Source organism: Saccharopolyspora sp. NPDC003752, from assembly GCF_053605825.1.
This window is the reverse complement of record NZ_JBSGJZ010000013.1, coordinates 197464-223695: the sequence shown is the minus strand read 5'-3', so window position 1 is coordinate 223695 and position 26232 is coordinate 197464. Positions and strand designations below refer to the sequence as shown.

Genomic DNA, 26232 nt, shown 5'->3' with positions numbered 1-26232 from the left:
GCGCCACCGACGGCGCTCAGCACCGTTCGTACCCGGCAATCAACTCTACCTTCGCCGCGCTGGGCGATCGGTGGTCGAACTCGTAACCGAGCCATTCGCGCACCAGCCGGCGGGCCAGTTCGAGCCCCACCACCCGCTGCCCGAGGGCCAGCACCTGGCAGTTGTTGGACAGCACGGACCGCTCCACCGAGTACGAGTCGTGGGCGGTGGTGGCCCGCACGCCGGGCACCTCGTTGGCCGACAGCGCCATCCCGATGCCGGTGCCGCAGACGAGCACGGCCCGGTCGGCGGTGCCCGCGCGCACGGCCTCGCCCGCGGCCAGCCCGATCTCCGGGTACGGGCGGTGCACGTCGTCGGCGTCGCGGTGCACGCCGAGGTCGATCACCTCGCTCACCCGGGGATCGGCGCGCAGGTCGGCGGCGAGGCGTTCCTTGTGGTCCAGTCCGGCGTCATCGCAGCCGATCGCGATCCGGTAGGTCATCGGAGTTCTCCCGTCAGGTGGTCGGCGATCGTCCGGGCGATCAGGGCAGTGGACACCGCGCCGGGATCGGGCGTGCCGATGCTGCGCTCGGCCAGCGGCCGGGCCCGTCCCTTGCGCGGCACCAGTTCCGAGGTGTTCCGGGCCGCCTTGTCGGCGGCCTCGGCTGCGCGCGACCACGCGGCGGCCGCCGGAGCACCGGCAGCGACGGCGGACAGCAGTTCGGCCCGGAACGGTTCCAGTGCGTCCACCAGCGTCTTGTCCCCGACCGCCGCGCCACCGAGCGTCGTGATGCGGGTGGTCAGGGCTTCCACCGCCTCGGCCGCGACTTCCGCGCTGCCGCCGCGGTCGCCGATGGCTTCGCCGGCGGCCCGCAGCCCGGCGCCCCACAGGACGCCGGACGTGCCGCCCGCGCGCGCCGCCCAGCCGTCCCCGGCGGCGGCGAGGCAGTCCCCCGCTCCCGCCCCGGCCCGCTGGGCTTCCTCGGCCGCGGCCAGCGCGGCGCCGATGCCGCGGACCATGCCGCGGCCGTGGTCGCCGTCGCCCGCCACGGCGTCGATGGCACCCAACTCGCTTTCCGCTTCCCCCAGCGCCGAAGCCACCTGGCGCAGCGCCGCGAGCACGTGTTCCGCGAGCTCGCGGGACTCGGCCGGGGCGGGCGAGTACACCGGCGCAGTCGTTTCCGGCTCGCTCGCCTCGGGCTGGACCGCCGCCTCCGGCTCGTCGGCCGTCCGGCTGCGCCGGAACGCCGGTGTCCACGCCGGTGCCGCCCACAGGCGTTCGAGTTCGTCGTCCAGCCACGTGACGGTGAGCGACACCCCCGCCATGTCGAGGCTCGTCACGAGCTCGCCCACCTCGGGCAGCACCGGGACGTGCCCTGACTCGCGCAGCAGCGCGGCCACCGGCCGCCACAGCACGAGCAGTTCCTCCTGCTTGACCGCGCCGAGGCCGTTGAGCAGCACCGCCACCCGCTCCCCCGCGTCCGCGGGCTTCTCGGCCAGGAGCCTGCCGACGAAGTCGGCCGCGAGTTCCCCGGCCGAGGGCAGGGGAACGTCCCGGAGGCCGGGCTCGCCGTGGATGCCCAGCCCCAGGCCCATCTGCCCGTCCGGCACGCTGAACAGCGGCTCTGGCGCACCGGGGAAGGTGCACCCGGCGAACGCGGTGCCGATGGTGCGCGTGCGCTCGTTGGCCTTCCGGCCCACCCGCACGACCCCGGCGAGGTCCATGCCCTCGTCGGCGGCCGCGCCCATGATCTTGAAGACCGCGAAGTCGCCCGCGATCCCGCGCCGCCGCTGGGCCTCCGCCGCCGGGGCGCTGGCGATGTCGTCGGTGACCACCACGTTGTCGACGGCGATCCCCTCGGCCCGCAGCCGGTCGGTGGCGAGGCCGAAGTTCATCACGTCGCCGGCGTAGTTGCCGTAGCTGAACACCACTCCGGCACCGGACTGCGCGGCCATCGCCACCGAGTAGGCGTCCTGCGCGGACGGCGACGTGAACAGGTTGCCGCTGACCGCGCCGTCCGCCAGGCCGGGGCCGATGATCCCGTAGAAGGCCGGGTAGTGGCCGGAGCCGCCGCCGGGCAGCACCGCGACCTTCGGGCGCCGCGGGCGGGCCCTCCGCACCGCGCCGCCCGGCACCTGCCGCACCAGGTCGGCGTGCAGATCGCAGAACCCGGCCAGCGCGTCGTCGGCGAACGTGGCCGGATCGTCCCACAGATACGTCATGTCACCCATCCGTCCTCAGTGGAGGAACGATCCGCCGTTGATGTCGATCGTGGTGCCCTGCAGGTACCCGGCGTCGTCGGTGGACAGCCAGGTGATCACCGCGGCCACGTCGTCCACTGTGGCCTGACGGCCGATCGGGATGCCGTCCGTGATGGCGTCCTCCAGCTCCGGGGTGGTCGCGCCCGCGCGGATGTCGGTGTCCACCGCGCCCGGCGCGACGGCGTTGACGGTGATCCCGGCCGCGCCGAGCTCCTTGGCCAGCGACTTGGTGAACCCGAGGATGGCGGCCTTCGCGGCGCAGTACGGGGTCTTGCCGAACACTCCCCCGCCCTGCTGGGCCGACACCGACGACATGGTGACGATGCGCCCCCAGCCCGCCTCGATCAGATCCGGCAGGAACGCCTTGGTGACCAGGTAGGTGCCGGTCGCGTTGACCGCCAGCACCTTGTTCCACAACTCGAGCGTGGTCTCCAGGAACGGCACCGGCGAGGTGATGCCCGCGATGTTGGCCAGCGCGCCGACAGCGGGCAGCCGGCCCGCGGCCACCTCGGCCCGCACCGCGTCGTAGGCGGCCTGCACCGACGGCTCGTCGGCGACGTCGATGCCGTGCGCGAACACCGTCGCGCCGGTCCGCGCGGCGATGTCCTCGGCGGCGGTCTTCGCAGCCGGTTCGTCGAGGTCGAGCACGACGACGGCCCACCCCTCGCGGGCGTACCGCAGTGCCGCGGCCTTCCCGATGCCTCGCGGCGCGGCCGCGCCCGTCACCACCGCCGTGCGCTGGATGCTGGTCACTGCTGGTCCTCCTTCGGTCGACGATTCAGAGCAGGGTCGCGATGTACTCGGCGGCGCGCACCGCCGCGGCGGGCCGTTCGTCGTCGGTGACATCGCGGGTTTCGAGTTCGAGCGCGAACGATCCGCCGTAACCGGCGGAGCGCAGCGCCTCGAACGCGGCGGGGAAATCGACCACGCCGTTGCCGATGCTGTGGTTGATCCCGCCGGGGACGGCGTCCCTGAGGTGCACGTGGGCGAGCCGCGGCCCGAACCGCAGCGCGAAGGCGGCCGGGTCGCCGCCGGAGGCCACGATGTGGCTGGTGTCGAGCACGACGCCCACCGCCGGATCCAGCCGCTCGATCAGCTTCGCGGCCAGGTCGACGTCGGCGCACAGGCGGAAGAAGTGCGGCGCCTCGACCCAGATCGCCACGCCGTGGGCGCTCGCGAGCCCGGCGGCCCGCGCGAGCTCGCCCGCGACGCGATCCAGGTCTTCGTCCAGGCCGGTCACCGGCTCGTGCGACTGGGTGCCGCACGGCAGCACCAGGGCATCCGCGCCGCAGCCCGCGGTCAGATCGAGCAGGCGGCGCAGGTGCGTCTCCCGCTCCCGGGCGGCGTTCGCGTCGAGCACGAGGTTGAGGTCACCGATGTCGCCGTTGACCGACCGGACGGCGAGGCCGCCAGCCCGCACCGTCGACACCACCTCGGCCACGGCGGCCTCGGTCAGCTCGTAGGGCACGTGGTCGCACACGCCGGGCAGCGCGCCCAGATCGATCTCCGCGAAGCCGCACCCCGCGATCACGCCGAGCGCCTCGGACAGCCCGAGGTGGCGGAAGCTGATGGTCGAGCACCCGGGCCAGCGGTCCGACAAGGTTCCTCCTCAAGCAGCGAATGCGGAGATGTTAACAGCGCCCTGTCAACACACAAGAGCATCTCGTCAAGCATAGGCATCATCGCTCGTGACAGCAGTTTTACTCGACAGATCACTGTTGACAAAGCAGCGAATAGAGCTGAATATCTCCCGCAGTGTTGACACTGCTGAGCCGGTGTCGGCAACGTCGAACTACCCCAATGAAGAGGTGAGTGATGAGCGCGGAACCGCTGCGCATTAGCGGGCCGGTGCACGGCACACCGGACGTGCGCCGGGTGGCGTGGGGATCGACCGCGGGCGCCGTGATCGAGAGCTATGACTTCATCGGTTTCGGCACCGCCGCGGCCCTCTACTTCGGCACCGCGTTCTTCCCGAACGCCTCACCGATCGTCGGGACCCTGTCGGCCTTCGCCACGCTCGGCGTCGGGTTCATCGCCCGGCCGCTCGGCGGCGTCATCGGCGGCCACCTCGGCGACCGGATCGGCCGCAAGCCCGTGCTGGTCGCCTCGCTGATCGTGATGGGCCTGGCCACGTTCGCCATCGGCCTGCTGCCCACCTACGCGCAGGCCGGCGTGCTCGCCCCGGCGCTGCTGGTCACCGTCCGGATCATCCAGGGCATCGCCTACGGCGCCGAATGGGGCGGGGCGATCCTCATGACCTACGAGCACGCCCCGTGGCTGCGCAAGGGCAAGTTCACCGGCATCGTGCAGGCCGGCTTCCCGATCGGGCTGCTGCTGGCCAACCTCGTCTTCCTCGGCTCGGTCGCGCTGCCCGGCGACTGGGCCTGGCGCGTGCCGTTCCTGGCCAGCCTGCTGCTGGTGATCATCGGGCTGATCGTGCGGTCGAAGGTGCCCGAGTCGCCGGTGTTCGAGGACGTCCGGGACAGGGGCGAGATCGTCAAGTCGCCGATCGTCGAGGTGATCAAGGACGACTGGCGGAACCTGCTGCGCGGCATCGGCCTGCGCATCGCCGAGACCGCGGGCTACGCCGTGGCCATCACGTACATGATCTCCTACCTGAAGTCGGAGAAGCTGGCCACCAGCGGCGAGACGATCCTGTCGCTGTGCATCGCCTCGGCGATCGGCATCTTCGCCACGATCGGCTGGGGCTGGCTGACCGACCTGATCGGACGGCGTCCGGTGTACGTCTGGGTCTGCCTCTTCGGTGCGGCCTGGGCGATCCCGATGTTCCTGCTGGTCAACACGGGCTCGGTGCTGGCGATCATCGCCACCGTGGTCATCTCCTACGGCGTCTGCCAGAACGCGCTGGCCGGCTCGCAGGGCGCCTGGTTCCCGGAGCTGTTCCAGGCGAAGACCCGCTCCTCGGGCGCCTCGCTGGCCTACCAGATCTCGGCGATGATCTCCGGTTTCACGCCGTTCGTCACCACCCTGCTGTTCCTCGCGCTCGGCTGGATGGGTCCCGCGCTGCTGTTCCTGGCCTACTCGGTGCTCGGCCTGGTCGCCGCCCTGCTGACCCGGGAGACCTTCGGCAAGCGGGTGCGGCAGGAAGCGCTCCGCCGCAGCGCGGAGAACGACGAGCCCCGGCCCGCCGCCGCGCACTGAGAAGCCTGTTTCCAGACGCGTCTTGCGTGGCGGCGCGGGTGGCAGAACCGACTTCGCCAACAGTCTCCGAGACCGCTTCCACTGCCTGAGAGGAACACGATGACGATCGCCACCGGCAGCGACCTGACGGCGCGCGCCGACCGGGTGCGTGCGGCGGCCTTCCGCATGCGGCACCACGTGCTGGACATGGGAGAGGTGCAGGGCCAGGGGTACGTCGGGCAGGCGCTGGGCGTCGCCGACGTCCTCGCCGCGCTCTACGTCGACCAGCTGCGCTTCCGCGCCGACGACCCGCACTGGCCGGAGCGGGACCGGTTCCTGCTGTCCACCGGCCACTACGCCATCGCCCTGTACGCCGCGCTCGCGGAGGCCGGCACCATCCCGGTCGACGAGCTGGAGACCTACGGCGCCGACGGCTCCCGGCTGCCCATGTCGGGCATGGCCTCCTACACGCCCGGCATGGAGATCTCCGGCGGCTCGCTCGGGCACGGCCTCACCGTCGCGGTCGGCATGGCGCTCGGCACCCGGCTGCGGGGCGAGCGGCCCCGCATCGTCAACTTCCTGTCCGACGGCGAGCTGGACGAGGGCTCCACCTGGGAGGCCGCGATGGGCGCGGCCCACCACCGGCTCGGCCGGATCCTGGCCGTCGTGGACATGAACGCGCTGCAAGCGGACGGGCCCACGAAGGGCGTGCTGGGCATCGAGCCCGCCGAGGAGAAGTGGGCCGCGGCGGGCTGGTTCACCCAGCGCGTCGACGGCAATGACGTGCCGGCGCTGCTGCGCGCGCTGGACGCCGCCGCGCGGCGATCGGCGCCCGTCGGCGAGCCGGCGGTGATCCTCTGCGACACCAGGATCGGGCGCGACGTCCCGCTGCTGGAGGCCAGGGAGAAGGCGCACTTCATGCGGATCGAGGAGCACGAGTGGCAGCTGTGCCGCGAGCAGCTGACCGAGAACCACCCGGGAGAGCAGACACGATGACCGCCATGACCCCGAAGCGGCTGACCACCTCCGCGATGATCGCCTCCTTCGCCGACCCCGGGCAGCGGACCACCAGCGCCCCGTTCGGCCACGCGCTGGCCGCGCTCGCCGAGTCGGACGACCGGATCGTCGGGCTGACCGCCGATCTCGGCAAGTACACCGACATGCACGTGTTCGCCGCGGCCCACCCCGACCGGTTCTTCCAGATGGGCATGGCCGAGCAGCTGCTCCTCGGCGCGGCCGCCGGGATGGCCGAGGTGGGGCTCGTGCCGTTCGCGTCGACCTACAGCGTCTTCGCCGCCCGGCGCGCCTACGACTTCCTCTGCCTGGACATCGCCGAGCCGAACCTCAACGTCAACGTCGTCGGCGGGCTCCCGGGCCTGACGACCGGCTACGGGCCCAGCCACCAGGCGACCGAGGACGTGGCTGTCTTCCGCGGCATGCCGAACCTCACCATCGTCGACCCGTGCGACGCGGTGGACATCGAGCAGGCGGTGCCGCAGCTGGCCGCCGCCGAAGGGCCGACGTACCTGCGGCTGCTGCGCGGCAAGGTGCCGACCGTGCTGGACGAGTACGACTACTCGTTCCGCCTCGGCGAGGCAGCGGTGCTGCGCGGCGGTTCGGACGTCGTGTTCGTCTCAAGTGGACTGATGACGATGCGGGCGCTGCAGGCCGCGGAGGAGCTCGCGAAGCACCGGGTCGACGTCGCCGTGGTGCACGCGCCGACCATCAAGCCGTTCGACGCCGACACCGTTCTGTCCGAAGTGGACTCCGACCGGCTGGTGGTGACGCTGGAGAACCACACCGTGGTGGGCGGGCTTTTCGAGACGGTCGCCTCGGCCGTGGTCAGCCGCGGGCTCGGCAAGCGGATCGTGCCGATCGCGCTGCCCGACGCCTTCCTGGACGCCGGTGCCCTGCCGACGCTGCACGAGCGCTACGGCCTCGCTACCGGCGCCATCGTCAGCAAGGTCCTCGACGCCCTCGGCTGACCGCGACGGCCGGGACCCGGCGTCGTACCCGGCTCCCGGCCCGCGGGCCACCGCTCGCCCACAGTGGGGTGAATTGCGGGGTTTTCGGCGAGATCGCAGTGAACTCGGTGACGCACGTGCCCGAAGAGCGCGTGCGATGTGAATCTACTTCTCGATTGAGGTGAGTTCATTGCGGAATGCGAGCCACTGGACCCTGGCGGCCTTGGGCGCACTGTGCCTGAGCGGATCGGCCGCACTGCCGGTCGCGGCAGCCGCGCCCGCTCCCCTGGAGGCGTCGTTCAGCAACGTGGCGGCGGGCACGTGCCTGCAGAGCCCGGACGGCTACGCGATCACGTTGACCGACTGCAACCCGAGCGATCCCAAGCAGAACTGGTCGCGCGAGTACCTCGGCCACTCGGAGCTGATCCGGATCAACCGCACGAACAGCTGCATGGGGCACGCGGGCGGCCCGAACGTGCGCCTGATGCCGTGCGATTCCTACGACCCGACCCAGCAGTGGCGGGCGGAGGCCGCCGACGAAGGCAGCCTGCTGCACCACATGGACACCAACACCTGCCTGGGCCACCTGAGCGGGTCGGACGTGCGGCTGTTCCCCTGCGACCCGGAGAACCCGGCGCAGCAGTGGGGCCTGACCGCGAGCTGAACCGAGTGCCGCGGGTCTTCCGGGCCGCTGCGGCCGCCCGGAAGACCCACGACCGGATTAGCGGCCCGTGCCTCGCGCTGTGCCCGCAGTCGCCGCGTCGCGATCGCTACGGGGTGACGAGTCCGGTCTGGTAGGCGACGACGACCAGTTGTGCGCGGTCGCGGGCCCCGAGCTTCGCCATGGCGCGGCTGACGTGGGTGCGGGCGGTGGCCGGGCTGACGAAGAGCTCCGCGCCGATCTCGTCATTGCTCATGCCCCGGCCCACGAGCGCCAGGACCTCGCGTTCCCGTTCGGTGAGGACCGAAAGCCGGCGTTCGGCGGCGTCGCCGGCGGTCCGCCGCGCGGTGAAGTGGGCGATGAGGCGGCGCGTGATGCGCGGCGCGAGCAGGGATTCGCCGGCGGCGACCACTCGGACGCCGTGCAGGAGCTCGGCCGGGCCGGCGTCCTTGAGCAGGAACCCGCTGGCGCCGGCCTGCAGGCCTTCGAAGACGTGGTCATCGGTGTCGTAGGTGGTCAGGATGAGGACGCGGACGTGCTGCAGCCCGTTCGCGGTGGCGATCCGCCTGGTGGCCTGGATGCCGTCCATCCCCGGCATGCGGATGTCCATGAGCACGACGTCCGGGCGCGCGGTGCGGGCCAGCTCCACGGCTTCGGCGCCGGTGGTGGCTTCCCCGACCACCGTGATGTCGTCCTCCAGGTCGAGCAGGAGCCTGAAACCGGAGCGCACCAGCTGCTCGTCGTCGGCGAGCAGCACCTTGATGGGCGCACCGCGTTTCGACGCGGCTGTCGCGGTGTTCATGCGCCCACCACCGCGGTCGGGGCCAACGGCAGTCTCGCGGTGACGGCGAAACCGCCGCCCGGGATCGGGCCGGCTTCGAGTTCGCCGCCCAGCAGCCGACAGCGCTCGCGCATCCCGACGATCCCGCGGCCGGGCTCGTCCCGGCCGTCGTTCCCGCCCGGATGCGGTGCGGCCATGCCTGTTCGTTCTCGTCCGCCCTCGTCCGCCACGCGGACCTCCAAGGTGTCGGCGTCGTGGTCCAGCACGATCGCGACCCGGGTCGGGCCGACGTGGCGGATCACGTTGGTGATCGATTCCTGCACGATCCGGTACACGGCGCTGCCCACCGCGCTGGGGACCTCCGGCGGCGAACTCACCGCGAGTTCCACTTCGAGCCCGGCTTCCCGCGCCTTGGCGGTGAGCTCATCGATCTGCCCGAGGCCGGGGTTCGGGACGCGGCCGTCGCCGTCGTCCCGGAGGACCCCGAGGATGGTCCGCATCTCCTGCAGCGCCCGGGCGCTGGTCCGCTCGATCGCCTCCAGGGTCTCGCGTGCTCGCTCCGGCCGTTTGTCGAGCACGTGCGCGGTGACTCCGGACTGGACGTTGATGATGGCGATGGCGTGCGCGACCGTGTCGTGGACCTCCCGCGCGATCCTGAGCCGTTCCTCGTCGACCCGGGCCCGCGCTTCCTCCTCGCGAGTTCGCTCTGCCAGCTCGGCGCGCGCCAGCGCCTCGGCCGCGATGAACCTCCGCGAGCGGACGCTCTCGCCGAGCGCTGCACTCATGACCGACGCACCGATGCGGAAGAACACCCAGCCGATGGCCGCCGGTGGTTCGATGTCGGCGGCAGCGATCAGCCAGCACGCGGCCAGGACCGCGATGCCGGTGCCGGCGATCACCAGCGAGCGGCGTCCGTCGCCGAAGGCGGCGAGCGTGTAGGTGGCGACGAAGAGTCCGAGCCATCCGGGCCCGTCCGGGAAGTCGAGGGCGTAGTAAGCCGCGCTGGCGAGTGCGGTTGCGCCGAACACCGCGACGGGCCAACGGCGACGCACGGCCACGACCACGCCACCGGCGATCAGCAGGACGTATCCCAGGTGCCCGAGGTCGGTGAGGGGGCGCAGCACCGATTCGGGATCGCGGGCGGCGCGAGATGCGGTGCCCTGGACCTGCATCGCGGTGATGAACAGCGCCAGCAACAAGTCCTGCGCCCAGGCGGGCAGGCGGAATAACGCGACGCGGTCCGGCATGTCGCGATCATAGGGTTCCCGGCCGGGAAACCACTCCGCCCGGCTGCGCGGCCGGCTACGTCGAGGAGCGCGGTCCCGAGCGGGCCACCTACGCCGAACTCCGTATCCGTCGCCGCCTGCCGACGGAGGACGTCCGGACGTCGAGGCGCAACGATCGTTCGCAGCCAATCGACGAAAGCCTCCACCGGCGTCGTCGACCGAGTGCGGCCGGTGCACGTGCTGCCGGCGGCCGACCGAAGGGATCCTCGATGTCCGTCCTCCTCCTGCCCGCCGCGCACGTCGCCGCCGCAATCGGCGGTTACGACCTCGGCGCGGGGCGAGCCGTGCCCACCACTGCCGCCGTGATCGGTCTGGTCAGCGCGGTCCTCGGCGGGCTGGCCCTGAAGCGCGCCGGCGCAGGCAACCGGCGAGCCTGGGCCGGCGCAGCCCTGGTGCTGGGCCCGATCAGCGCGATCGTCGGCGGGCTGCACGCGGCCAACTCCGCTGGTGGTCTCGGCACCGGCAACGGGTTCGCCGGGGCGATCGTGGCAGTGCTGGTCGGTGTGCTCGGCACGGTCCTAGGTGGACTGGCCTTGGCCCGCTCCCGCCGACCGGGGCGTGATGCCGCGTCGTGACGACCGCGGGGAATTCCCCTGCGGCACGGGGATTCGCTCCCGCACCTCGCGTCTCGCCGTGATCCGCCGATACCTCGCAATGAGAGGTAGCTTTGTCGGGTGGGCGATGTGGACTCATGGGCCGTCGCCGACGAGCTGACGACCGTGATCTCGACCCTGCGGCGGGTCGTGCGGCGCAGCCTTCGCGCCGAATTGCCGATGCCGGACCTGCGGGGCGCGCAGGTCGAACTGCTGCAGGTCGTCGAGCAGCAGCCGGGCGTCGGCGTGGCCGGTGCCGCGCTCCGGCTGCGCATGGCGGCGAACTCCGCGAGCACCCTGGTCAACCAGCTCACCCGGGTCGGCCTGCTGCGCCGCGAGACCGATCCGGCCGATCGCCGCGCGGTACGGCTGCACCTGACCGACGCCGCCACGCACCGGGTCGCCGCCTGGCGGCAGGCGCGGACCCGCCTGGTCGGCGACGCCCTCGCCGAGCTGTCCGCGGCGGATCAGAAGGCGGTCGCCGATGCCCTGCGCGGGTTGCGCGCATTGGTCCTCGCGCTGGAAGGAGGTGGCGCCGATGACCGAGGTGGCGGTGCGGTGCCGGGGCCTGCGGCAGTCGTTCGGCGAGCAGGTCGCGGTCGACGGGATTGACCTGGACGTCCGGGCCGGCGAGGTGTTCGGGCTGCTGGGTCCCAACGGCGCGGGCAAGACCACCACGATCCGGGCGATCACCACGCTGCTGCCCACCGCGGCGGGGACGGTCGAGATCTTCGGCGTCGACGCGGCACGCCGCAAGCTGGCGGCGCGTCGGCTGATCGGCTATGTGCCGCAACAGCTTTCGGCCGACGGGTCGCTGACCGGGTGGGAGAACGTCGCGCTGTTCGCCCGCCTCTTCGACGTTCCGCGCGCGCAGCGGCGCTCCGCGGTGCGCACGGCGCTGGGCGCGGTCGGGCTCACCGCCGTCGCCGAACGCTTGGCCGGCACCTACTCCGGCGGCATGGTGCGCCGCCTCGAACTCGCGCAGGCTCTGGTCAGCGGGCCGAGGCTGCTGGTGCTGGACGAGCCGACGATCGGCCTCGACCCCATCGGCCGGGAGGGCGTGTGGGACCGGATCGCCCGGATCCGCGCCGAGACCGGGATGACCGTGCTGGTCACGACGCACTACATGGACGAGGCCGACCAGCACTGCGAGCGGCTCGCCCTGATGCACCGCGGGCGGATCCGGGCGCGGGGAACCCCCGCCGAGCTCAAGGCGGCCGTGGGACCGGACGCCACGCTGGACGACGTCTTCCGGACGATCACCGACGACACCTTCGAGGAAACGGGAGAAGGGATGCGAGATGTCCGCGCGACTCGACGCACCTCCGGCCGCCTCGGTTGAACCGGTGCGGCGCAGCCCGCCGGGCCTGGTGGCGGCGCGGGTGGCGGCGATGTGCCTAGTGGAGCTGCAGAAGCTGCGGCACGACCGGGCCGAGCTGCTCACCAGGGCCGTGCAGCCCGCGCTGTGGCTGCTGATCTTCGGCCAGGTGTTCACCGGGCTGCGCGCGATCCCCACCGGGAACGTCCCCTACCTCGACTTCCTCGCGCCGGGCATCCTCGCGCAGTCGGCGCTGTTCATCGCGATCTTCTACGGCATCCAGATCATCTGGGAGCGGGATGCGGGAGTGCTGGCGAAACTGCTGGTCACACCCACTCCGCGAGTCGCCCTGGTGACCGGCAAGGCATTCGCCGCCGGGGTGCGCGCGCTGGTGCAGGCTCTCGTGGTGCTGGTGCTGGCGGCGCTGCTCGGCGTCGGCCTCACCGCGAACCCGGTGAACCTGCTCGCGATGGGCGCCGTGGTGGTCCTCGGTTCGGCCTTCTTCTGCTGCCTGTCCATCACGATCGCCGGGCTGGTGCTGTCCCGGGACCGGCTGATGGGCATCGGGCAGGCGATCACCATGCCGCTGTTCTTCGCTTCCAACGCCCTGTACCCGGTCGACCTGATGCCGGGGTGGCTGAAGGCGGTCAACTACGCGAACCCGCTCGGCTACGAGGTCGACGCCCTGCGCGGACTGCTGATCGGCACGCCCGCGCACCTGGCGCTGGACTTCGGCGTCCTGGTCGTCGCCGCAGGCGCCATGATCGGCATCGCGGCGGCCCTGCTCGGGCGCTTGGCGCGCTGAGCGGGCAGTGTTCGGCCAGCGCGCCCGGCTGGGATGCCGGTGGCGTTACCCAGGATCTCGTCGAGCACGTAGTGCGGGACCTATGTCTCGTTGCTACCCGATCCCGTTGGCACGGCGGAGCTTCCGGTCATGCGGACAGGTCGGTCGGCCAGCACGTGTGCGCGCCGTCCGGCGTGCGTGCGGAACTCATTCTCCGGGTCGGAGACCTCGACGTAGCCCGCGATCTTGTCCGGCTGCTCCGCCTCGTAGTGCATCGGCACTGCGTACCGGGCGTCGAGGATCTCCGCGGCCGCGGCGGCCTGCCTCGGGTGCGGCGCGTCGACCACCGCGCCGTTGGCGGGCAGGAACACCGCGTCGAGCGGGCTGAACCGGCGCGCGATGAGCCACCAGTAGCCGTGGAACCTCGTGTCGCCGCCGTGGAAGACCCGCTGCCCGCCGGCCTCCACCACCCAGTTCAGCACCGCACGCCAGACCGGGCACGCCAAGCGAGCGGCGATCGAGCGGACCCCACCGACTTCGCCACCCTGGATACGACCGCCTGAACCGTTGTTGCAAACCATTCGCAACTACACTCGCGGCTGACCAGAAAGGCGGTGCCGATGGGCGACGACCTGCGAGCGGCGATCGATGCGGTCCGCGACAACTGGGACCGCCGGGCCCCGGCGTACGACCGCTTCTACCAGGACTACGCGCAGGGCAAGCGCGATGCGTGGCGCGCGACCTGCGAGAAGGCCCTGGCCGAGCTGCTCGGCCGGCGCGACGGGCCGCTCGAAGTGCTCGACGTCGGCACCGGCACCGGGTTCCTCTCCACCCTGCTGGCCGAACTCGGGCACAACGTCACCGCGATCGACGCCTCCAGCACGATGCTCGGCTTCGCCCGCGCCGAAGCGCGGCGCCGGGGTGTCGCGGTGCGGACCGTCACCTGCGGCGCCCACGAGGTCGCGGCGCTGGACGCCGAGTTCGACCTCGTGACCTCGCGCTACGTCCTGTGGACGCTGCCCGATCCGGTCGCCGCGCTGCGGGCCTGGCGCGGGGTCGTCAAACCCGGCGGCGGCCTGCTGCTCGCCGACGGGGTCTGGCACACCTGGCGCCACGACCTCCGCCGGCTCGTCGCATCGCTGCGGCCCGGCGGCGACCACCGCTTCCCCTGGCTGCTCCTGCGCGACTACGCGCAGATCGGCCACGCGACGCCGCACTGGGCGGGCCTGACGGCGGACCGCGCGCGGGCCCTGCTCGCCGCGGGCGGATTCCAGTGCGGCACGCGCCACGACCGGCTCCTCCCCGGATGTGCGCGACCGGTCAGCGCGGACTTCTTCCTCCTCTGCACCCGGCCGGCACAGCTGTCCTGACGCCCGCTATCAGCGGTGGTACCTGTGCGCGACCGCGTGCCCCTTGCCGCGGGCGATCAGCACCCGGTTCACCGGCACCGTCAGCACGAAGGCGATCGCGAGGGAGACCGCCAGCGAACCCCAGAACAGCGGGCTGGTGAGCCCGGCGTCCATCGCGCCGGGGATGACCACCACGATCAGGTTGTCCACGATCTCCATCACGGCGATCGACAGCGTGTCGGAGGCCAGCGCGACCCCGAGCGCGGCGCCGAAGGCCAGCCCCGAGCGGAGCACCGGCATGATCGTCAAGCCGTAGCCGAACACGAACGCCAGCGCCACGGCCAGCAGGATCGTCGCCACGTTCGACAGGCCCAGCGCGGTGCCGATGACCATGCCGAGCACCTCGCCGATCGCGCAGCCGGTCAGGCAGTGCAGGGTGGCCGAGATCGCGGACCGCGTCAGCGCCCGTCCGGTCAGCCGCCGGTGATCCGCGTGCCCGTGGTGGCCATGGGTTTCCGGGGGGTCGGCCATGATTCGCATTCCCCTCGACGACGGTGTTCGGCGAGCGGTCCCCTGTATACCCAACGGGGGTATTGCTTGCAACCCGGGCGATTCGACGCTCACATCCAGCCGAGGCGACCCGTCCGTGACCGCCGGAAAAAAGGGGGGCGGCCTCCTGCGCCTAGGCGCCGTGGCGGCTCACGCGCGGGATTCGGCTGGCGAGCGCGGCTTCGGCGACGGCGACGTCGTTGAAGGGGAAGCGGATTCCGCCGACCGTCTGGTAGCGCTCGTGGCCCCGGCCGGCGATGAGCACGACATCACCGGGCTCGGCCCGCTCGACGGCCGCGGTGATCGCCCGCCTGCGATCCTCCTGCACCAGCACCTCCGCGCCGCCGCAGCCGATCGTGCCGGTGAGCATCTGGGCGATGATCTCCCCCGGGCGCTCGTCGTAGGGGTCGTCGGCGGTGAAGATCGCGGTGTCGGCGGCCAGCGCGATGCGCCCCATGTCCGGGCGGTTGAACCGGTCCCGGTTGCCCGCGCTGCCCACCACCAGGTGGACGCGCCCGGCCGGGTTCGCCCGGCGCGCGGTGGCGATCAGCTGGGCCAGCGCGGACGGCGTGTGGGCGAAGTCGACGACCACCTGGAACGGCTGGCCGGCGTCCACCCGCTGGTACCGGCCGGGCGGCGGCGCCGCGCCCAGGCCGGCCGTCGCGTCCCGCCGGGACACCCCCATCAGGCGGGCCGCCGCGTAGGCGGCGGCCAGGTTCGCGGCCTGTCCCCCGCAGGCGGGAGTGGCCAGCTCGACCTCGTCGTGCCCGTCCCGCACGAGGACCCGCATCCCGCCGGGCGTCGAGGTCGCCGCGTCGACCCGCACGTCCGCCAGGCGGGCGCGGCCCACGGTCACCGTCGGCACCCGCGCCTGGGCCGCCAGCCGCCGCCCCCACGCGTCGTCGATGTTGATCACCGCCCGGCGGCAGGCGTCCGGGGTGAACAGCGCCGCCTTCGCCGCGTAGTACTGCTCCGCGGTGCCGTGGTAGTCGAGGTGCTCCGGGCTGAGGTTCGTGAACACCGCGACCTCGGCCGTGACCGGGTCGATGCGGTGCTGGTCGACGGCGTGCGAGGACACCTCCATCGCCGCCGCCTGGACCCCCGCCGCGCGCATCCGGCACAGGGTCCGCTGGAGCTCGGCGGCTTCCGGGGTGGTCAGGGCCGCCGGGTCGCGCGCCCCGGGGACCCGGGCCTCCACCGTGGACACCAGGCCCGTGCGGTACCCGGCGGCGGCGAGCGCCGCCTCGATCAGGTGCACCGTGGTGGTCTTGCCGTTCGTGCCGGTCACTGCGGCGACCGCCAGCGCATCCGCCGGATGGCCGTGCACCGCGGCGGCCACCGGCCCCACCGCCGGCCGCACGGCGGGAACCCGAACCTGCGGCACCGGCGCATCGACGAACCGCCGCACCAGCAGCGCGCAGGCCCCCGCCGCCACCGCCTCGTCCGCGAAGTCGTGCCCGTCCACGTGCGCTCCGGGCACCGCGCAGAACAGCGCGCCCTGCCTCACCCACCTGCTGTCCTCGGTGACGTCCAGGACGTCGGCGTCGCCGCGCAGCTCGGCCCCGGGAAGGTCCTGAGTGGCCTTCGCGAGGCTGATTCCCCCGTGCCGACAACCGCATTCCATTCCGCGTCACCGTGAACTTCCCGAATCGACGCAAGCCGTCCGCGCATCCGGTCTGCAGTGTCGACCCGACGCCGCCCGCCCGCGAATCGCTGTGGCCACGGGAGAAACGGGAGTGACAGGTGGTGCGACCCACTCGTTTTGACTACAATACCCCCCTAGGGTATAAATGACGCGTCGGCGACGAGCCGGCGGAACCCAGCGGAAGAGGACGGCGACGTGATCGAGACCAACTACACCGTGACCGGCATGACCTGCGACCACTGCGTGCGGTCGGTGACCGAGGAGATCACCAAGATCGGCTCGGTCTCGGACGTCCGCGTGGACCTGCCGACCGGCGCCGTGACCGTGCGCAGCGGCGAACCGGTGAGCGACGCGGACGTGCGCGAAGCGGTCGAGGAAGCCGGATACGAACTGGTCGCCGGCTGAGGCGCCCAACGGATCCGCCGCCGCGCGGATCCAGCACGAAAGGGTCGTGATGAACACAGCAGCGAAGCTCGCCGCCTACGGTGCGGTGGTCGCGCTCGGCTTCGGCGGGGCGTGGATCACCGGAACCGCTGTCGGCCCGCTCACGCCCGGCACCGCGCAAGCGCACGCCGGACACCCCGGCGGTGGGAACGCCGGGGAAGCGGGCAACCACAGCGGCACCGTCGCGGGAGCCACGCAGGACCAGACTCCAGCCGGACTGACGTCGACCAGGGGCGGCTACACCCTCGCGCCCACCACGACGTTGCTCGCGCCGGAGACCACCGACGAGTTCTCCTTCCACATCACCGGCGCCGACGGACGACCGGTCACCCGGTTCGACGTCGAGCACGACAAGCGGATGCACCTGATCGTCGTCCGCCGGGACACCGCCGGATATCAGCACCTCCACCCCGAGATGTCCCCGGACGGGACCTGGCACGTGCCGATGCGCCTGCCCGGCGCCGGGACCTACCGGGTGTTCGCCGACTTCACACCGACCGGCGGCGAGAGCCGGACGCTGGGCGTCGACGTGTCCGCGCCGGGTGCCTTCTCCCCCATCACCACCGCCCCGTCCCGGCTCGCCGAGGTCGATGGCTACCAGGTCCGCCTCGACGGCGAGCTGGTCGCCGGCCGGTCCTCGCCGGTCGCGCTGACGGTGCGCAAGGACGGGATGCCGGTCACCGACCTGCAGCCCTACCTGGCCGCCTACGGCCACCTCGTGGCGCTGCGCACCGGCGACCTCGCCTACTCGCACGTGCATCCGACCGGCTCGCCCGGCGACGGACGCACCCCGGCCGGGCCGGGCATCGCCTTCCAGGCCGAGGTGCCCTCCGGCGGCACCTACCGGCTGTTCTTGGACTTCCAGCACGGCGGTACGGTCCGCACCGCGGAATTCACAGTCAACGCGCAGGAACCGGCGGACGGGCAGCACAGCCCCGCCCCCACCGGGGACGGCCACGGCGGTCACGGGTGAACGGGAGAACTCCGATGAGCACTGAGACAAGTCCCACCGCGGAGATCGAACTGGCCATCGGCGGCATGACGTGCGCCTCCTGCGCCGCCCGGATCGAACGACGGCTCGGCAAGCTCGACGGCGTCACCGCGACGGTCAACTACGCCACCGAGAAGGCCAAGATCAGCTACCCCGAGGGGCTCGACCCGAAGCAGCTGGTCGAGCAGGTCGAGGCCGCCGGTTACTCCGCCGAGCTGCCGCTGCCGCCCCATCAGTCCGAAGTGGACGAAGCCGGGCCCGGGGACCCGACGAAGTCCCTGCGGGACCGGCTGATCACCTCGGCCGTGCTGTCGGTTCCGGTGATCGCGCTGGCGATGGCGCCGGCCCTGCAGTTCACCTACTGGCAGTGGATCTCGCTCACCCTCGCCGCGCCCGTCGTGGTGTGGGGCGCGTGGCCGTTCCACAAGGCCGCGTGGACGAACCTGCGCCACGGCGCGGCCACCATGGACACGCTGATCTCCATGGGCACGCTGGCCGCGTTCCTGTGGTCGCTCTACGCCCTGCTGTTCGGCACCGCCGGTGTCCCCGGCATGACCCACCCGTTCGAGCTGACCATCCAACGCATGAGCGGCGACGGCAACATCTACCTGGAGGTCGCCGCCGGGGTCACGACGTTCATCCTCGCCGGGCGCTACTTCGAGGCCCGCTCCAAGCGCCGGGCCGGTGCCGCGCTGCGGGCGCTGCTGGAACTCGGCGCCAAGGACGTCGCGGTGCTGCGCGGCGACCGCGAGGTCCGCATCCCGACCGATCAGCTCGCCGTCGGCGACCGGTTCGTCGTCCGGCCCGGCGAGAAGATCGCCACCGACGGCGTCATCGAGGAGGGCAGCTCGGCGGTCGACGCGAGCATGCTCACCGGCGAGTCCGTGCCCGTGGAGGTCGGTGCCGGCGACACCGTCGTGGGCGCCACCGTCAACGCCGGCGGCCGGCTGGTCGTCCGCGCCACCCGCGTCGGCTCCGACACCCAGCTGGCCCAGATGGCCAAGCTCGTGGAGGACGCGCAGAACGGCAAGGCCGCCGTGCAGCGGCTCGCGGACCGGATCTCCGCGGTGTTCGTCCCCATCGTCATCGCGCTGGCGATCGGGACCCTCGGGTTCTGGCTCGGCACCGGTGCCGGTGCCGCGGCGGCCTTCACCGCCGCCGTCGCGGTGCTGATCATCGCCTGCCCGTGCGCCCTGGGTCTGGCCACCCCGACCGCGCTGCTGGTCGGCACCGGCCGCGGCGCGCAGATGGGCATCCTCATCAAGGGCCCGGAAGTGCTGGAATCGACCCGGCGCATCGACACCATCGTGCTGGACAAGACCGGCACCGTCACCAGTGGGCAGATGTCGCTCGTCTCGGTGCACGCCGCCGACGGGATCGACGAGGACGCGGTGCTGCGGCTGGCCGGTGCGGCGGAGAACGCGTCGGAGCACCCGATCGCCAAGGCGATCGCCCGGGGCGCGACCGAGCGCGTGGGCGAGCTGCCCGCCGTCGAGGAGTTCAGCAACGTCGAGGGCCTGGGCGTGCAGGCGGTCATCGACGGTCACGCCGTGCTCGTCGGGCGGCCGGCGCTGCTGGAGCAGTGGAGCCAGCCGCTGACCGCGGAGCTGGCCGCGGCGCAGGCCGACGCCGAACGTCAGGGTCGCACCGCCGTCGCCGTGGCGTGGGACGGTGCCGCCCGGGCCGTGCTGGAGGTCGCCGACACCGTCAAGCCGACGTCCGCCGAGGCCATCGCCGGGCTGCGCAAGCTCGGGTTGAAGCCGGTGCTGCTCACCGGCGACAACGAGACCGTGGCGCGCACCGTCGCGGCCGAGGTGGGCATCGACGAGGTGATCGCCGAGGTCCTGCCGCAGGACAAGGTCGACGTGGTCAAGCGGCTGCAGGCCGAGGGCCGCGTGGTGGCCATGGCCGGTGACGGCGTCAACGACGCCGCCGCGCTCGCCCAGGCCGACCTCGGCCTGGCCATGGGCACCGGCACGGACGTCGCCATCGAGGCCAGCGACCTGACCCTGGTGCGCGGCGACCTCCGCGCCGCGGTGGACGCCATCCGGCTCTCCCGCCGCACGCTCGGCACGATCAAGGGCAACCTGTTCTGGGCCTTCGCCTACAACGTCGCGGCCCTGCCGCTGGCCGCGACCGGGCTGCTCAACCCGATGATCGCCGGGGCGGCGATGGCGTTCAGCTCGGTGTTCGTGGTCGGCAACAGCCTGCGGTTGCGCCGCTTCCGCAGCACCATCACCGAGGAACCGCTGCCCGGCGCGACCGAGCGCGAAGCGGTTCCGGCGGCCGCCCTCCGCGGCTGACCACGACCGGGCACACGGATGAGCGGTTCCGGTCCGGCCGGAACCGCTCATCCGCTTTCCGGCCCACACGCCGGGCAGACGAAGCGAACGGCCTGCTCACCTCACCTACCGAGGCAAACGGTCCGTTCACCCCACGTGGCGGGAACTCCCCTACCGCACGTGGACGATCGCGGATCCCGATCCGCGACTGTCCGATGCTCCGGTTCTCACCCCAGGAAGGACGATCGATGCGCACCCTCATCCGTCTACAACGGACTTTCCAGCGCGGGCAGCTGCACGGGAACCTGGCCGCCGCCGTGCACCTCTGCTGCCACCGGCTCGTGCCCGCCGCCAGGGCCGGGCTCCGGCGGCGCGGAGCGTTCGGCGAAGTGGCCGTCGAGGTCGCCGCCACCGCGCTGGCGGCCTGCCGGCGCACGCCGCAGAAGTGATCAGCCGGTGATGGCGTGCTCGGTGTACTGCCCGCAGGAGCGGAACCCGAGGCGGCGGTAGACGGGCTCGCCGTCCGCTGACGCCTGCAGGACCGCGATGCGGTGGCCTGCGGCGCGGGCCGCGTGGAGCGTCGCCAGGGTCATCGCCCCGCCGTAGCCGCGCCGCCGGTGGTCGGCCAGCGTGCAGATGTTGTAGATCCCGGCGACTCCCGCGTGGCAGAACACCTCGGCCGAGCAGACCGGTCGGCCCGCCGCGTAGCCGACCAGGTAGCGGGCCGGACAGTCGGCGGCCAGCGCCTGCGAGGCCGCCGCGGCGAAGAAGCGACGCACCGTGTCGGCGGGCGGATCCCAGTTCGCGGCGAGCACCGTCGCGTAGTCGGCGAGCTGCTCGGGCGTGGTCACCGGGCGGATCTCCAGCCGCTCCGCGCGCGGCTGCGGCAGGGAATCGTCGAGTTCCGCCCACATCGCCGTCTCGCGCTCGGCGGCCGGCAGACCTGCATCCGCCAGGAGGGAGCTCAGGTCCGCGGGCTCGGAGGCCGGGCCCACCCACCAGGAGAACGGACGGCCGGTGGCGGCCAGCGCCCGGATCGTCTCGGCGATCCGGGCCGGCGCGGCTTCTGCGGCGAAGCGGGCCGCCGCGACGATGTTGAAGGTGTCGTCGTCGAGCCCGCTGTCGGCGACTACGAGGTCGCCGGTGTCCGCCACGGTCGCGCCGCTCAACCCCCGGTGCAGGTGGCACGCGTGCTCGGCCAGGTTCTGGTCCATCCGGGCCGGCAGGTCGGCCTCGGGAACCGGATTCGTCGTCGGTCGCACGAGGCTCGATCCCACCACGCGCACGGCCCGCGGCGCACGCCGATTTCGAGCGCGGCACCGGCCGCGGGCCTCCCCGGTGAGGCCCGCGGCCGGTCGACTTCCCTCGCGGGGTCAGTGGATCGCGATCAGCCCGAGGCCGAAGCCGGCGGTGATGACGACGGCGCAGACCACGAGCGCCCACTTGATCGCGAAGCGGTGGTGGTCGCCCAGGTCCACCTTCGCCAGTCCGATGAGGACGTACATCGCGGGCACCAGCGGGCTGAGCATGTGGATCGGCTGGCCGAGCAGGGAGGCGCGGGCGATCTCCATCGCGCCGATGCCGTGCTGGGCGCCCGCCTCCGCCAGGATCGGCATGACGCCGAAGTAGAAGGCGTCGTTGCTCATGAAGAACGTGAACGGCACGCTCAGCACCGCGACGATGATGCTGAAGAACGGGAACAGCGCGTCCGGCATCGCGGTCAGCAGGTAGTGCGCCATCTGCTCGATCATCCCGGTGCCCGAGAGCACGCCGGTGAACACCGCCGCCGCGAACACCATCGCGACCACCGCGACCACGCTGTCCGCGTGCGAGGCGATGCGGGCGCGCTGCTGCTCCAGCCGCGGGTAGTTGACGATCAGCGCGAGCCCGCAGCCGATCATGAACAGCACCGCGATCGGCAGGATGCCGATGATGAGCGCGGTGAGCAGCGCGATCGTCAGAACGGCGTTGAACCAGAACAGCTTCGGGCGCAGCGACTCGCGGTCGGGGGCGAGGACGTCGAAGTCCGCCGAGCCCCCGTGGTAGGTGTCGGGCCCGCCCGCCCCGACGAGCACGGGCGCGGCGGTGCGCAGCCGGGCGCGCTCGCGCAGGCCGATGGCGTAGGCGATGACGAACACGGTGGCCAGCCCGGCGACCAGCGCGGGGATCATCGGGACGAACAGCTCCTGCGGGTCCAGCTTCAGCGCGCTGGCCGCCCGCGCCGCCGGGCCGCCCCAGGGCACGACGTTGAGGACCGCGTTGGTCATGCAGGCCAGGCCGGTCATCAGCACCGGGCTGACGCCCAGCTTGCGGTAGATCGGCAGCAGCGCCGAGACCGTGATCATGAACGTGGTCGTGCCGTCGCCGTCCAGCGACACCACCGCCACCAGGGCGACTGTGCCCATGATCAGCCGCAGCGGGTCGTTGCGGGTCAGCCGGACCACCGCGCGGGCGATCGGGTCGAACAGCCCGGCGTCGATCATGATTCCGAAGTAGAGGATCGCGAACAGCAGCATGGCGGCCGTCGGGGCGACCGACTTGATGCCGTCGGTGATCATGTCACCGAGGTCCGGCGCGAAGCCGCCGAGCACCGCGAACGCCGCCGGAACCACGATCAGCGACACCATTGGGGAGAGCCGTTTGCTCATCACCAGATAGAGGAAAACGGTAACCATGCACAAGCCGAGCAGCGCGATCAACGCTCCTCCTCCCCGCGGACCGACGGTGGTCCTCGTTACAACGGCGTTTCGTTCTGCGGAACCGTAGGTGACCCCGTTCACCTTGGGGAGGGTTGTCGACGTTGTCCGCCTATCCCGCGTTCGCCGCGTTTTGCGCGTTTTGCTCGCCGGGTACAGTCGAGGGATGTCACGCCGCCCGATGCGGTTCGCGCGGCAGGCCCTGGCCCTCCAGATCTGCTTGATCGCCCTGGTCACCGCGATCGGTTTCGTCCTCGTCGCCTCCCTGCTCGACCGCAACCTCGTCGATCAGTACGGCCAGCGCGCCCTCGCCGTCGCCCGCTCGGTGGCCGCCGACAGCGACCTGGGCGGCGCGGTCGCGCGTCGCGACCTGCCGCAGGTGCGCGATCAGGCCGAGCGGGCCCGCGCCGCCACCGGCGCGCTGTTCGTCGTCGTCACCGACCACAACGGCATCCGGCTGGCGCACCCGGACGCCGCCAAGATCGGCGAGCCGGTCAGCACCGACCCGAGCTGGGTGCTCACCGGCCACGAGGTCGTCGACGTGCAGCGGGGCACGCTGGGCCTCTCCGCGCGGGGCAAGGTCCCGCTGCGCACCCCGGACGGCGCGATCGTCGGGCAGGTGAGCGTCGGTTTCGACGCCGAGGACATCAGCGACGCGTTCCTGCACCTGATCGGGACCACCGCGGCGTTCACCGGCGGGGCGCTGCTGGTCGGCGTGGCCGGGGCGGCGTGGCTCACCCGCATGCTCAAGCGGCGCACCCTGGGGCTGGAGCCGCAGGAGCTGGCGGAGTTGGTGCGTCAGCGCGAAGCGGTGCTCTTCGGCATCCGCGAGGGCGTGCTCGCCGTCGACGCCGACGGCCGCGTCTCGGTGCGCAACCGCGAGGCCGAGCGGCTGCTGGACACGCCCATCGAGGTCGGCACCCCGGCCGCGGAACTGGCCATCCCCCAGCGGCTCCGGGACGTGCTCGCCGAACGCCGGCCCGCCGACGACCTGATCACCGTGACCGGCGACCGGATGCTGGTGGTCAACCACCGCCCCGTGGTCCGCGGCGGCACCGAGCTCGGCAGCGTGCTGACCCTCCGCGACCAGACCGATCTCGCGGCGCTCAGCCGGGAACTGGAGTCGGTGCGCAGCATGACCGACACGCTGCGCGCCCAGCGGCACGAGTTCACCAACCGGCTGCACACCCTCTCCGGGCTGCTCCAGACCGGGCGGCACCAGGAAGCGGTCGAATACGTGCAGGTGCTTTCCTCCGGGTCGGTGGCCCGGCTCGGTCCGGCGACCGAAGCGGTGCGCGATCCCTACCTGGTGGCGTTCCTGTCCGCCAAGAAGGCGGTCGCGGCGGAACGCGGCGTCGAGCTGGAGCTCGGCGAGACGAGCTGGGTACCGTCGGCGGTGGTCGCCCCGGTCGAGGTCATGACCGTCGTCGGGAACCTGGTCGACAACGCGATCGACGCGGCACGGCTGGGATCGGCCCGCCCGGCCCGCGTCGAGGTGGACCTGCTCGCCGACGGCACGACGCTGCACCTGTCCGTTGTGGACACCGGCGACGGCGTGCCGGAACCGTTGCGGGAGAAGATCTTCACCGAGGGCGTGTCGACGAAGGGCGACGACGGAAACGGGCTGGGGCTCGCGCTGTGCCGGCAGGCGGCGCGCAGCCTCGGCGGCGACGTGCGGCTGGCCGATGCCGGCGAGGCGCATGGGACGGTGTTCGTCGCGGTGCTGCCGAAGGTTCTCGAAACCACTCAGGAGGTGACGGTGTGATCGGGGTTGTCGTGGTGGAGGACGATTTCCGGGTCGCGCAGGTGCACGCGGAATTCACCGAGCGGGTGGCCGGATTCCGCGTCCTGGGCACCGCGCACACCGCGGCGCAGGCGCGGGAGCTGATCGACGCGCACAGCCCGGACCTCGTGCTGCTGGACAACTACCTGCCCGACTGCGCCGGGGTCTCGCTGCTCGCCGAGCTCGACGTCGACACGATCATGCTCACCGCGGCGACCGATCCCGCCACCGTCCGCGCCGCGTTCGCGGCGGGCGCGCTGAACTACCTCATCAAGCCGTTCACCGCGGAACAGCTCGCCGACCGGCTCACGGCCTACGCCCGCTACCACTCGCGGCTGCCGGTGACCGGCAGCGCGGTCGACCAGGAGGAGATCGACCGGGCGGTGCGGCTGCTGCACGAGGGAGACCGGCCTGCGGCACCGAAGGGCCAGTCCACCCTGACGTCGCAGCTCGTGATCGACGCGCTGCGCAACGGCGGCGGCGCCCGCTCCGCGGCGGAGATCGCCGAAGAGCTGGGCATCGCCCGCGCCACCGCGCAGCGCTACCTGGCGGCGCTGGCCCAGGACGGCAGGGCCGTCATGACGTTGCGGTACGGCGCCAGCGGCCGGCCCGAGCACCAGTACGAGCCGATCGCCGCGACCCGCTAACCCACACGTCCTATGTGGACAACCTGTCGGCCGCCGGCCGGCGAGTCCGTGACCCTTCCGGGTTAGGTCTGCCGCAATTTCCATTGAAATCGAAGGTCCAATTTCCATTGAAATTGCGGCCCTCCGCACGGACCGCTTCGGGGCGGTCGCGTGGGACTACTGGTTGCGCGGGTGTCCGGTGGCCAGCAGGGCCAGCGGTTCGTGGCCTTCCGGGCAGTGCCCCGTTCGTACCGGCAGCTCCCGGCGGGCACGTCCGCGACGTCGCCCGCCACGAGCGTCAGTCCCAGGAAGAACGATCCGCCCGCGGACGGGGCCGTCCGCAGTCCCAGGCAGCTGACGCCTTGCCCTGCTCAGAGCAACCGGCTCACCGCCAGTGCGGACAGGGGTGCGCCGGAGTACTCCCGGGTGTTCCGACGCCGCCGAAGCACTTCGTCGAACGAAGGCGTGGCCGGTCCGTCCGGTGGCGGCAACATCACCGGACGAGCGTATCGGGGCTCAGCTTCCGAAGTCCTGGGTCCAGTAGTCGCCGTTGGTGTCGAAGCCGACGCCGATGGTCTTGTTGGAGCAGTTCAGGATGTTCGCCTTGTGCCCGTCGGACTTCATCCAGCCGGCCATGACCTCGGCGGCGTCCTGGTAGCCCTGGGCGATGTTCTCCGCGCCCGGCGACGGGTGGCCGGCCTTCGAAATGCGCTGCGTGAAGGTCACACCGTCGGGGGTGGTGTGATCGAGGTAGGTGCGCTTGGCCATGTCGGCGCTGTGCTCCTGGGCCGCCTTGGTGAGCCGGGAGTCCACCTTGACGGCGCCGCAGCCGGCACCGGCCCGTTCCTTGTTGACCAGGGCGACGACCTGGTCCTCCAGCGAGGTGGCCGCACCCGCCATGGGGGCGAAGGCGGCGGCGGCACCGGTGCCGATCATCAGGGCAGTCAGGGTGATTACAGAGCGTCGCAGATTCGGGGGTTTCATGCCGTCGCAAGCTACCCCATTCGGTTGAGATCAAACCGTTATATGTGGATACGCTCACTCTCCGTGACAGCATGGAGTAATCGGCCGAACACCGAGCGACTCGCCCCGGGCCGG

At 72.1% G+C, this 26232-nt stretch carries 27 protein-coding genes; 15 read left to right on the top strand and 12 right to left on the bottom strand.

From position 1 onward, the window contains the following. Positions 1–16: 16 nt before the first annotated feature. The 4 genes from ACWEV3_RS19505 to ACWEV3_RS19490 are packed head-to-tail and all read right to left on the bottom strand — an operon-like array spanning position 17 to position 3841. Complete coding sequence (locus ACWEV3_RS19505; protein ID WP_452615225.1) at positions 17–481, bottom strand: ribose-5-phosphate isomerase; 465 nt, start codon at positions 479–481, stop codon at positions 17–19. Next, positions 478–2202, bottom strand: a complete 1725-nt coding sequence (locus ACWEV3_RS19500; protein ID WP_452615224.1) for a dihydroxyacetone kinase family protein — start codon at positions 2200–2202, stop codon at positions 478–480. The genes ACWEV3_RS19505 and ACWEV3_RS19500 overlap by 4 nt, the downstream gene beginning before the upstream one ends. 15 nt (positions 2203–2217) lie before the next feature. Further along, a complete protein-coding gene (locus ACWEV3_RS19495) occupies positions 2218–2994 on the bottom strand; it encodes an SDR family NAD(P)-dependent oxidoreductase (protein WP_452615223.1) in 777 nt (258 codons plus the stop codon). A 25-nt stretch (positions 2995–3019) separates the two neighbouring features. After that, positions 3020–3841 carry a sugar phosphate isomerase/epimerase family protein gene (locus ACWEV3_RS19490; RefSeq protein ID WP_452615222.1) on the bottom strand — a complete coding sequence of 274 codons (822 nt, stop codon included), beginning with the start codon at positions 3839–3841 and terminating at the stop codon, positions 3020–3022. A 215-nt stretch (positions 3842–4056) separates the two neighbouring features. On the opposite strand from ACWEV3_RS19490, the gene ACWEV3_RS19485 reads away from it, so the two are divergent. The 4 genes from ACWEV3_RS19485 (at position 4057) to ACWEV3_RS19470 (ending at position 8010) form a co-directional block, all read left to right on the top strand. Beyond that, positions 4057–5403, top strand: coding sequence for an MFS transporter (locus tag ACWEV3_RS19485; RefSeq protein WP_452615221.1), 1347 nt, complete (start codon positions 4057–4059; stop codon positions 5401–5403). Between the two features lie 99 nt (positions 5404–5502). Then, the gene (locus ACWEV3_RS19480) at positions 5503–6378 is read left to right on the top strand and encodes a transketolase (RefSeq protein WP_452615220.1); all 876 of its coding nucleotides are present in this window, start codon (positions 5503–5505) and stop codon (positions 6376–6378) included. After that, positions 6375–7367 carry a transketolase family protein gene (locus ACWEV3_RS19475; protein ID WP_452615219.1) on the top strand — a complete coding sequence of 331 codons (993 nt, stop codon included), beginning with the start codon at positions 6375–6377 and terminating at the stop codon, positions 7365–7367. The genes ACWEV3_RS19480 and ACWEV3_RS19475 overlap by 4 nt, the downstream gene beginning before the upstream one ends. A 169-nt stretch (positions 7368–7536) precedes the next feature. Then, entirely contained in the window at positions 7537–8010 is a 474-nt protein-coding gene (locus ACWEV3_RS19470) for an RICIN domain-containing protein (protein WP_452615218.1), read from the top strand. A gap of 106 nt (positions 8011–8116) precedes the next feature. Here ACWEV3_RS19470 and ACWEV3_RS19465 read toward each other — a convergent pair whose 3' ends face one another. Then, the gene (locus ACWEV3_RS19465; RefSeq protein ID WP_452615217.1) at positions 8117–8809 is read right to left on the bottom strand and encodes a response regulator transcription factor; all 693 of its coding nucleotides are present in this window, start codon (positions 8807–8809) and stop codon (positions 8117–8119) included. After that, positions 8806–10035, bottom strand: a complete 1230-nt coding sequence (locus tag ACWEV3_RS19460) for a sensor histidine kinase (RefSeq protein WP_452615216.1) — start codon at positions 10033–10035, stop codon at positions 8806–8808. The genes ACWEV3_RS19465 and ACWEV3_RS19460 overlap by 4 nt, the downstream gene beginning before the upstream one ends. Positions 10036–10283: 248 nt before the next feature. Between ACWEV3_RS19460 and ACWEV3_RS19455 the strand changes: the two genes are divergently transcribed. From ACWEV3_RS19455 to ACWEV3_RS19440, 4 genes are all read left to right on the top strand, one after another. After that, positions 10284–10649, top strand: a complete 366-nt coding sequence (locus ACWEV3_RS19455; protein WP_452615215.1) for a DUF6223 family protein — start codon at positions 10284–10286, stop codon at positions 10647–10649. Positions 10650–10748: 99 nt separating this feature from the next. Then, positions 10749–11279: a MarR family winged helix-turn-helix transcriptional regulator gene (locus ACWEV3_RS19450; RefSeq protein ID WP_452615214.1), complete on the top strand. Its 531-nt coding sequence runs from the start codon at positions 10749–10751 to the stop codon at positions 11277–11279. Beyond that, positions 11206–12009 carry an ABC transporter ATP-binding protein gene (locus ACWEV3_RS19445; protein ID WP_452615213.1) on the top strand — a complete coding sequence of 268 codons (804 nt, stop codon included), beginning with the start codon at positions 11206–11208 and terminating at the stop codon, positions 12007–12009. Before ACWEV3_RS19450 ends, ACWEV3_RS19445 begins: the two co-directional genes overlap by 74 nt. Then, a complete protein-coding gene (locus ACWEV3_RS19440) occupies positions 11969–12790 on the top strand; it encodes an ABC transporter permease (protein ID WP_452615212.1) in 822 nt (273 codons plus the stop codon). Before ACWEV3_RS19445 ends, ACWEV3_RS19440 begins: the two co-directional genes overlap by 41 nt. Before the next feature lie 80 nt (positions 12791–12870). Here ACWEV3_RS19440 and ACWEV3_RS19435 read toward each other — a convergent pair whose 3' ends face one another. After that, entirely contained in the window at positions 12871–13275 is a 405-nt protein-coding gene (locus tag ACWEV3_RS19435) for an MBL fold metallo-hydrolase (protein WP_452615211.1), read from the bottom strand. A 114-nt stretch (positions 13276–13389) separates the two neighbouring features. Between ACWEV3_RS19435 and ACWEV3_RS19430 the strand changes: the two genes are divergently transcribed. Beyond that, positions 13390–14139 carry a class I SAM-dependent methyltransferase gene (locus tag ACWEV3_RS19430; RefSeq protein WP_452615210.1) on the top strand — a complete coding sequence of 250 codons (750 nt, stop codon included), beginning with the start codon at positions 13390–13392 and terminating at the stop codon, positions 14137–14139. Between the two features lie 9 nt (positions 14140–14148). On the opposite strand, the gene ACWEV3_RS19425 is transcribed toward ACWEV3_RS19430, so the two are convergent. After that, complete coding sequence (locus tag ACWEV3_RS19425; protein WP_452615209.1) at positions 14149–14649, bottom strand: DUF4396 domain-containing protein; 501 nt, start codon at positions 14647–14649, stop codon at positions 14149–14151. Between the two features lie 151 nt (positions 14650–14800). Continuing rightward, complete coding sequence (locus ACWEV3_RS19420) at positions 14801–16291, bottom strand: UDP-N-acetylmuramoyl-L-alanyl-D-glutamate--2,6-diaminopimelate ligase (protein ID WP_452615208.1); 1491 nt, start codon at positions 16289–16291, stop codon at positions 14801–14803. Between the two features lie 216 nt (positions 16292–16507). Between ACWEV3_RS19420 and ACWEV3_RS19415 the strand changes: the two genes are divergently transcribed. From ACWEV3_RS19415 to ACWEV3_RS19400, 4 genes are all read left to right on the top strand, one after another. Further along, the gene (locus ACWEV3_RS19415; RefSeq protein WP_452615207.1) at positions 16508–16717 is read left to right on the top strand and encodes a heavy-metal-associated domain-containing protein; all 210 of its coding nucleotides are present in this window, start codon (positions 16508–16510) and stop codon (positions 16715–16717) included. Positions 16718–16766: 49 nt separating this feature from the next. Next, positions 16767–17729 (top strand): hypothetical protein, encoded by a 963-nt coding sequence (locus ACWEV3_RS19410; protein WP_452615206.1) that lies wholly within the window; start codon positions 16767–16769, stop codon positions 17727–17729. A 14-nt stretch (positions 17730–17743) separates the two neighbouring features. Next, complete coding sequence (locus tag ACWEV3_RS19405; protein ID WP_452615205.1) at positions 17744–20050, top strand: heavy metal translocating P-type ATPase; 2307 nt, start codon at positions 17744–17746, stop codon at positions 20048–20050. A gap of 227 nt (positions 20051–20277) precedes the next feature. Then, positions 20278–20478, top strand: coding sequence for a hypothetical protein (locus ACWEV3_RS19400; RefSeq protein ID WP_452615204.1), 201 nt, complete (start codon positions 20278–20280; stop codon positions 20476–20478). On the opposite strand, the gene ACWEV3_RS19395 is transcribed toward ACWEV3_RS19400, so the two are convergent. Both ACWEV3_RS19395 and ACWEV3_RS19390 read right to left on the bottom strand, forming a co-directional pair. Further along, positions 20479–21291 carry a GNAT family N-acetyltransferase gene (locus ACWEV3_RS19395; protein ID WP_452615203.1) on the bottom strand — a complete coding sequence of 271 codons (813 nt, stop codon included), beginning with the start codon at positions 21289–21291 and terminating at the stop codon, positions 20479–20481. Positions 21292–21402: 111 nt separating this feature from the next. Next, positions 21403–22728 (bottom strand): CitMHS family transporter, encoded by a 1326-nt coding sequence (locus ACWEV3_RS19390; protein ID WP_452615202.1) that lies wholly within the window; start codon positions 22726–22728, stop codon positions 21403–21405. 163 nt (positions 22729–22891) lie between these two features. On the opposite strand from ACWEV3_RS19390, the gene ACWEV3_RS19385 reads away from it, so the two are divergent. Both ACWEV3_RS19385 and ACWEV3_RS19380 read left to right on the top strand, forming a co-directional pair. Continuing rightward, positions 22892–24490, top strand: a complete 1599-nt coding sequence (locus ACWEV3_RS19385) for an ATP-binding protein (RefSeq protein ID WP_452615201.1) — start codon at positions 22892–22894, stop codon at positions 24488–24490. Continuing rightward, a complete protein-coding gene (locus tag ACWEV3_RS19380) occupies positions 24487–25155 on the top strand; it encodes a response regulator (RefSeq protein ID WP_452615200.1) in 669 nt (222 codons plus the stop codon). Before ACWEV3_RS19385 ends, ACWEV3_RS19380 begins: the two co-directional genes overlap by 4 nt. A gap of 495 nt (positions 25156–25650) precedes the next feature. Here ACWEV3_RS19380 and ACWEV3_RS19375 read toward each other — a convergent pair whose 3' ends face one another. After that, entirely contained in the window at positions 25651–26070 is a 420-nt protein-coding gene (locus ACWEV3_RS19375) for a CAP domain-containing protein (RefSeq protein WP_452615199.1), read from the bottom strand. Between the last annotated feature and the right edge of the window lie 162 nt (positions 26071–26232).

Bases quoted from the DNA above. Each gene is read 5' to 3' on its own strand.
- ACWEV3_RS19505 (WP_452615225.1), bottom strand. From the start codon at position 481: ATGACCTACCGGATCGCGATCGGCTGCGATGACGCCGGACTGGACCAC.
- ACWEV3_RS19500 (WP_452615224.1), bottom strand. From the start codon at position 2,202: ATGACGTATCTGTGGGACGATCCGGCCACGTTCGCCGACGACGCGCTG.
- ACWEV3_RS19485 (WP_452615221.1), top strand. From the start codon at position 4,057: ATGAGCGCGGAACCGCTGCGCATTAGCGGGCCGGTGCACGGCACACCG.
- ACWEV3_RS19480 (WP_452615220.1), top strand. From the start codon at position 5,503: ATGACGATCGCCACCGGCAGCGACCTGACGGCGCGCGCCGACCGGGTG.
- ACWEV3_RS19475 (WP_452615219.1), top strand. From the start codon at position 6,375: ATGACCGCCATGACCCCGAAGCGGCTGACCACCTCCGCGATGATCGCC.
- ACWEV3_RS19465 (WP_452615217.1), bottom strand. From the start codon at position 8,809: ATGAACACCGCGACAGCCGCGTCGAAACGCGGTGCGCCCATCAAGGTG.
- ACWEV3_RS19460 (WP_452615216.1), bottom strand. From the start codon at position 10,035: ATGCCGGACCGCGTCGCGTTATTCCGCCTGCCCGCCTGGGCGCAGGAC.
- ACWEV3_RS19455 (WP_452615215.1), top strand. From the start codon at position 10,284: ATGTCCGTCCTCCTCCTGCCCGCCGCGCACGTCGCCGCCGCAATCGGC.
- ACWEV3_RS19445 (WP_452615213.1), top strand. From the start codon at position 11,206: ATGACCGAGGTGGCGGTGCGGTGCCGGGGCCTGCGGCAGTCGTTCGGC.
- ACWEV3_RS19440 (WP_452615212.1), top strand. From the start codon at position 11,969: ATGTCCGCGCGACTCGACGCACCTCCGGCCGCCTCGGTTGAACCGGTG.
- ACWEV3_RS19430 (WP_452615210.1), top strand. From the start codon at position 13,390: ATGGGCGACGACCTGCGAGCGGCGATCGATGCGGTCCGCGACAACTGG.
- ACWEV3_RS19425 (WP_452615209.1), bottom strand. From the start codon at position 14,649: ATGGCCGACCCCCCGGAAACCCATGGCCACCACGGGCACGCGGATCAC.
- ACWEV3_RS19420 (WP_452615208.1), bottom strand. From the start codon at position 16,291: ATGGAATGCGGTTGTCGGCACGGGGGAATCAGCCTCGCGAAGGCCACT.
- ACWEV3_RS19410 (WP_452615206.1), top strand. From the start codon at position 16,767: ATGAACACAGCAGCGAAGCTCGCCGCCTACGGTGCGGTGGTCGCGCTC.
- ACWEV3_RS19405 (WP_452615205.1), top strand. From the start codon at position 17,744: ATGAGCACTGAGACAAGTCCCACCGCGGAGATCGAACTGGCCATCGGC.
- ACWEV3_RS19400 (WP_452615204.1), top strand. From the start codon at position 20,278: ATGCGCACCCTCATCCGTCTACAACGGACTTTCCAGCGCGGGCAGCTG.
- ACWEV3_RS19385 (WP_452615201.1), top strand. From the start codon at position 22,892: ATGTCACGCCGCCCGATGCGGTTCGCGCGGCAGGCCCTGGCCCTCCAG.
- ACWEV3_RS19375 (WP_452615199.1), bottom strand. From the start codon at position 26,070: ATGATCGGCACCGGTGCCGCCGCCGCCTTCGCCCCCATGGCGGGTGCG.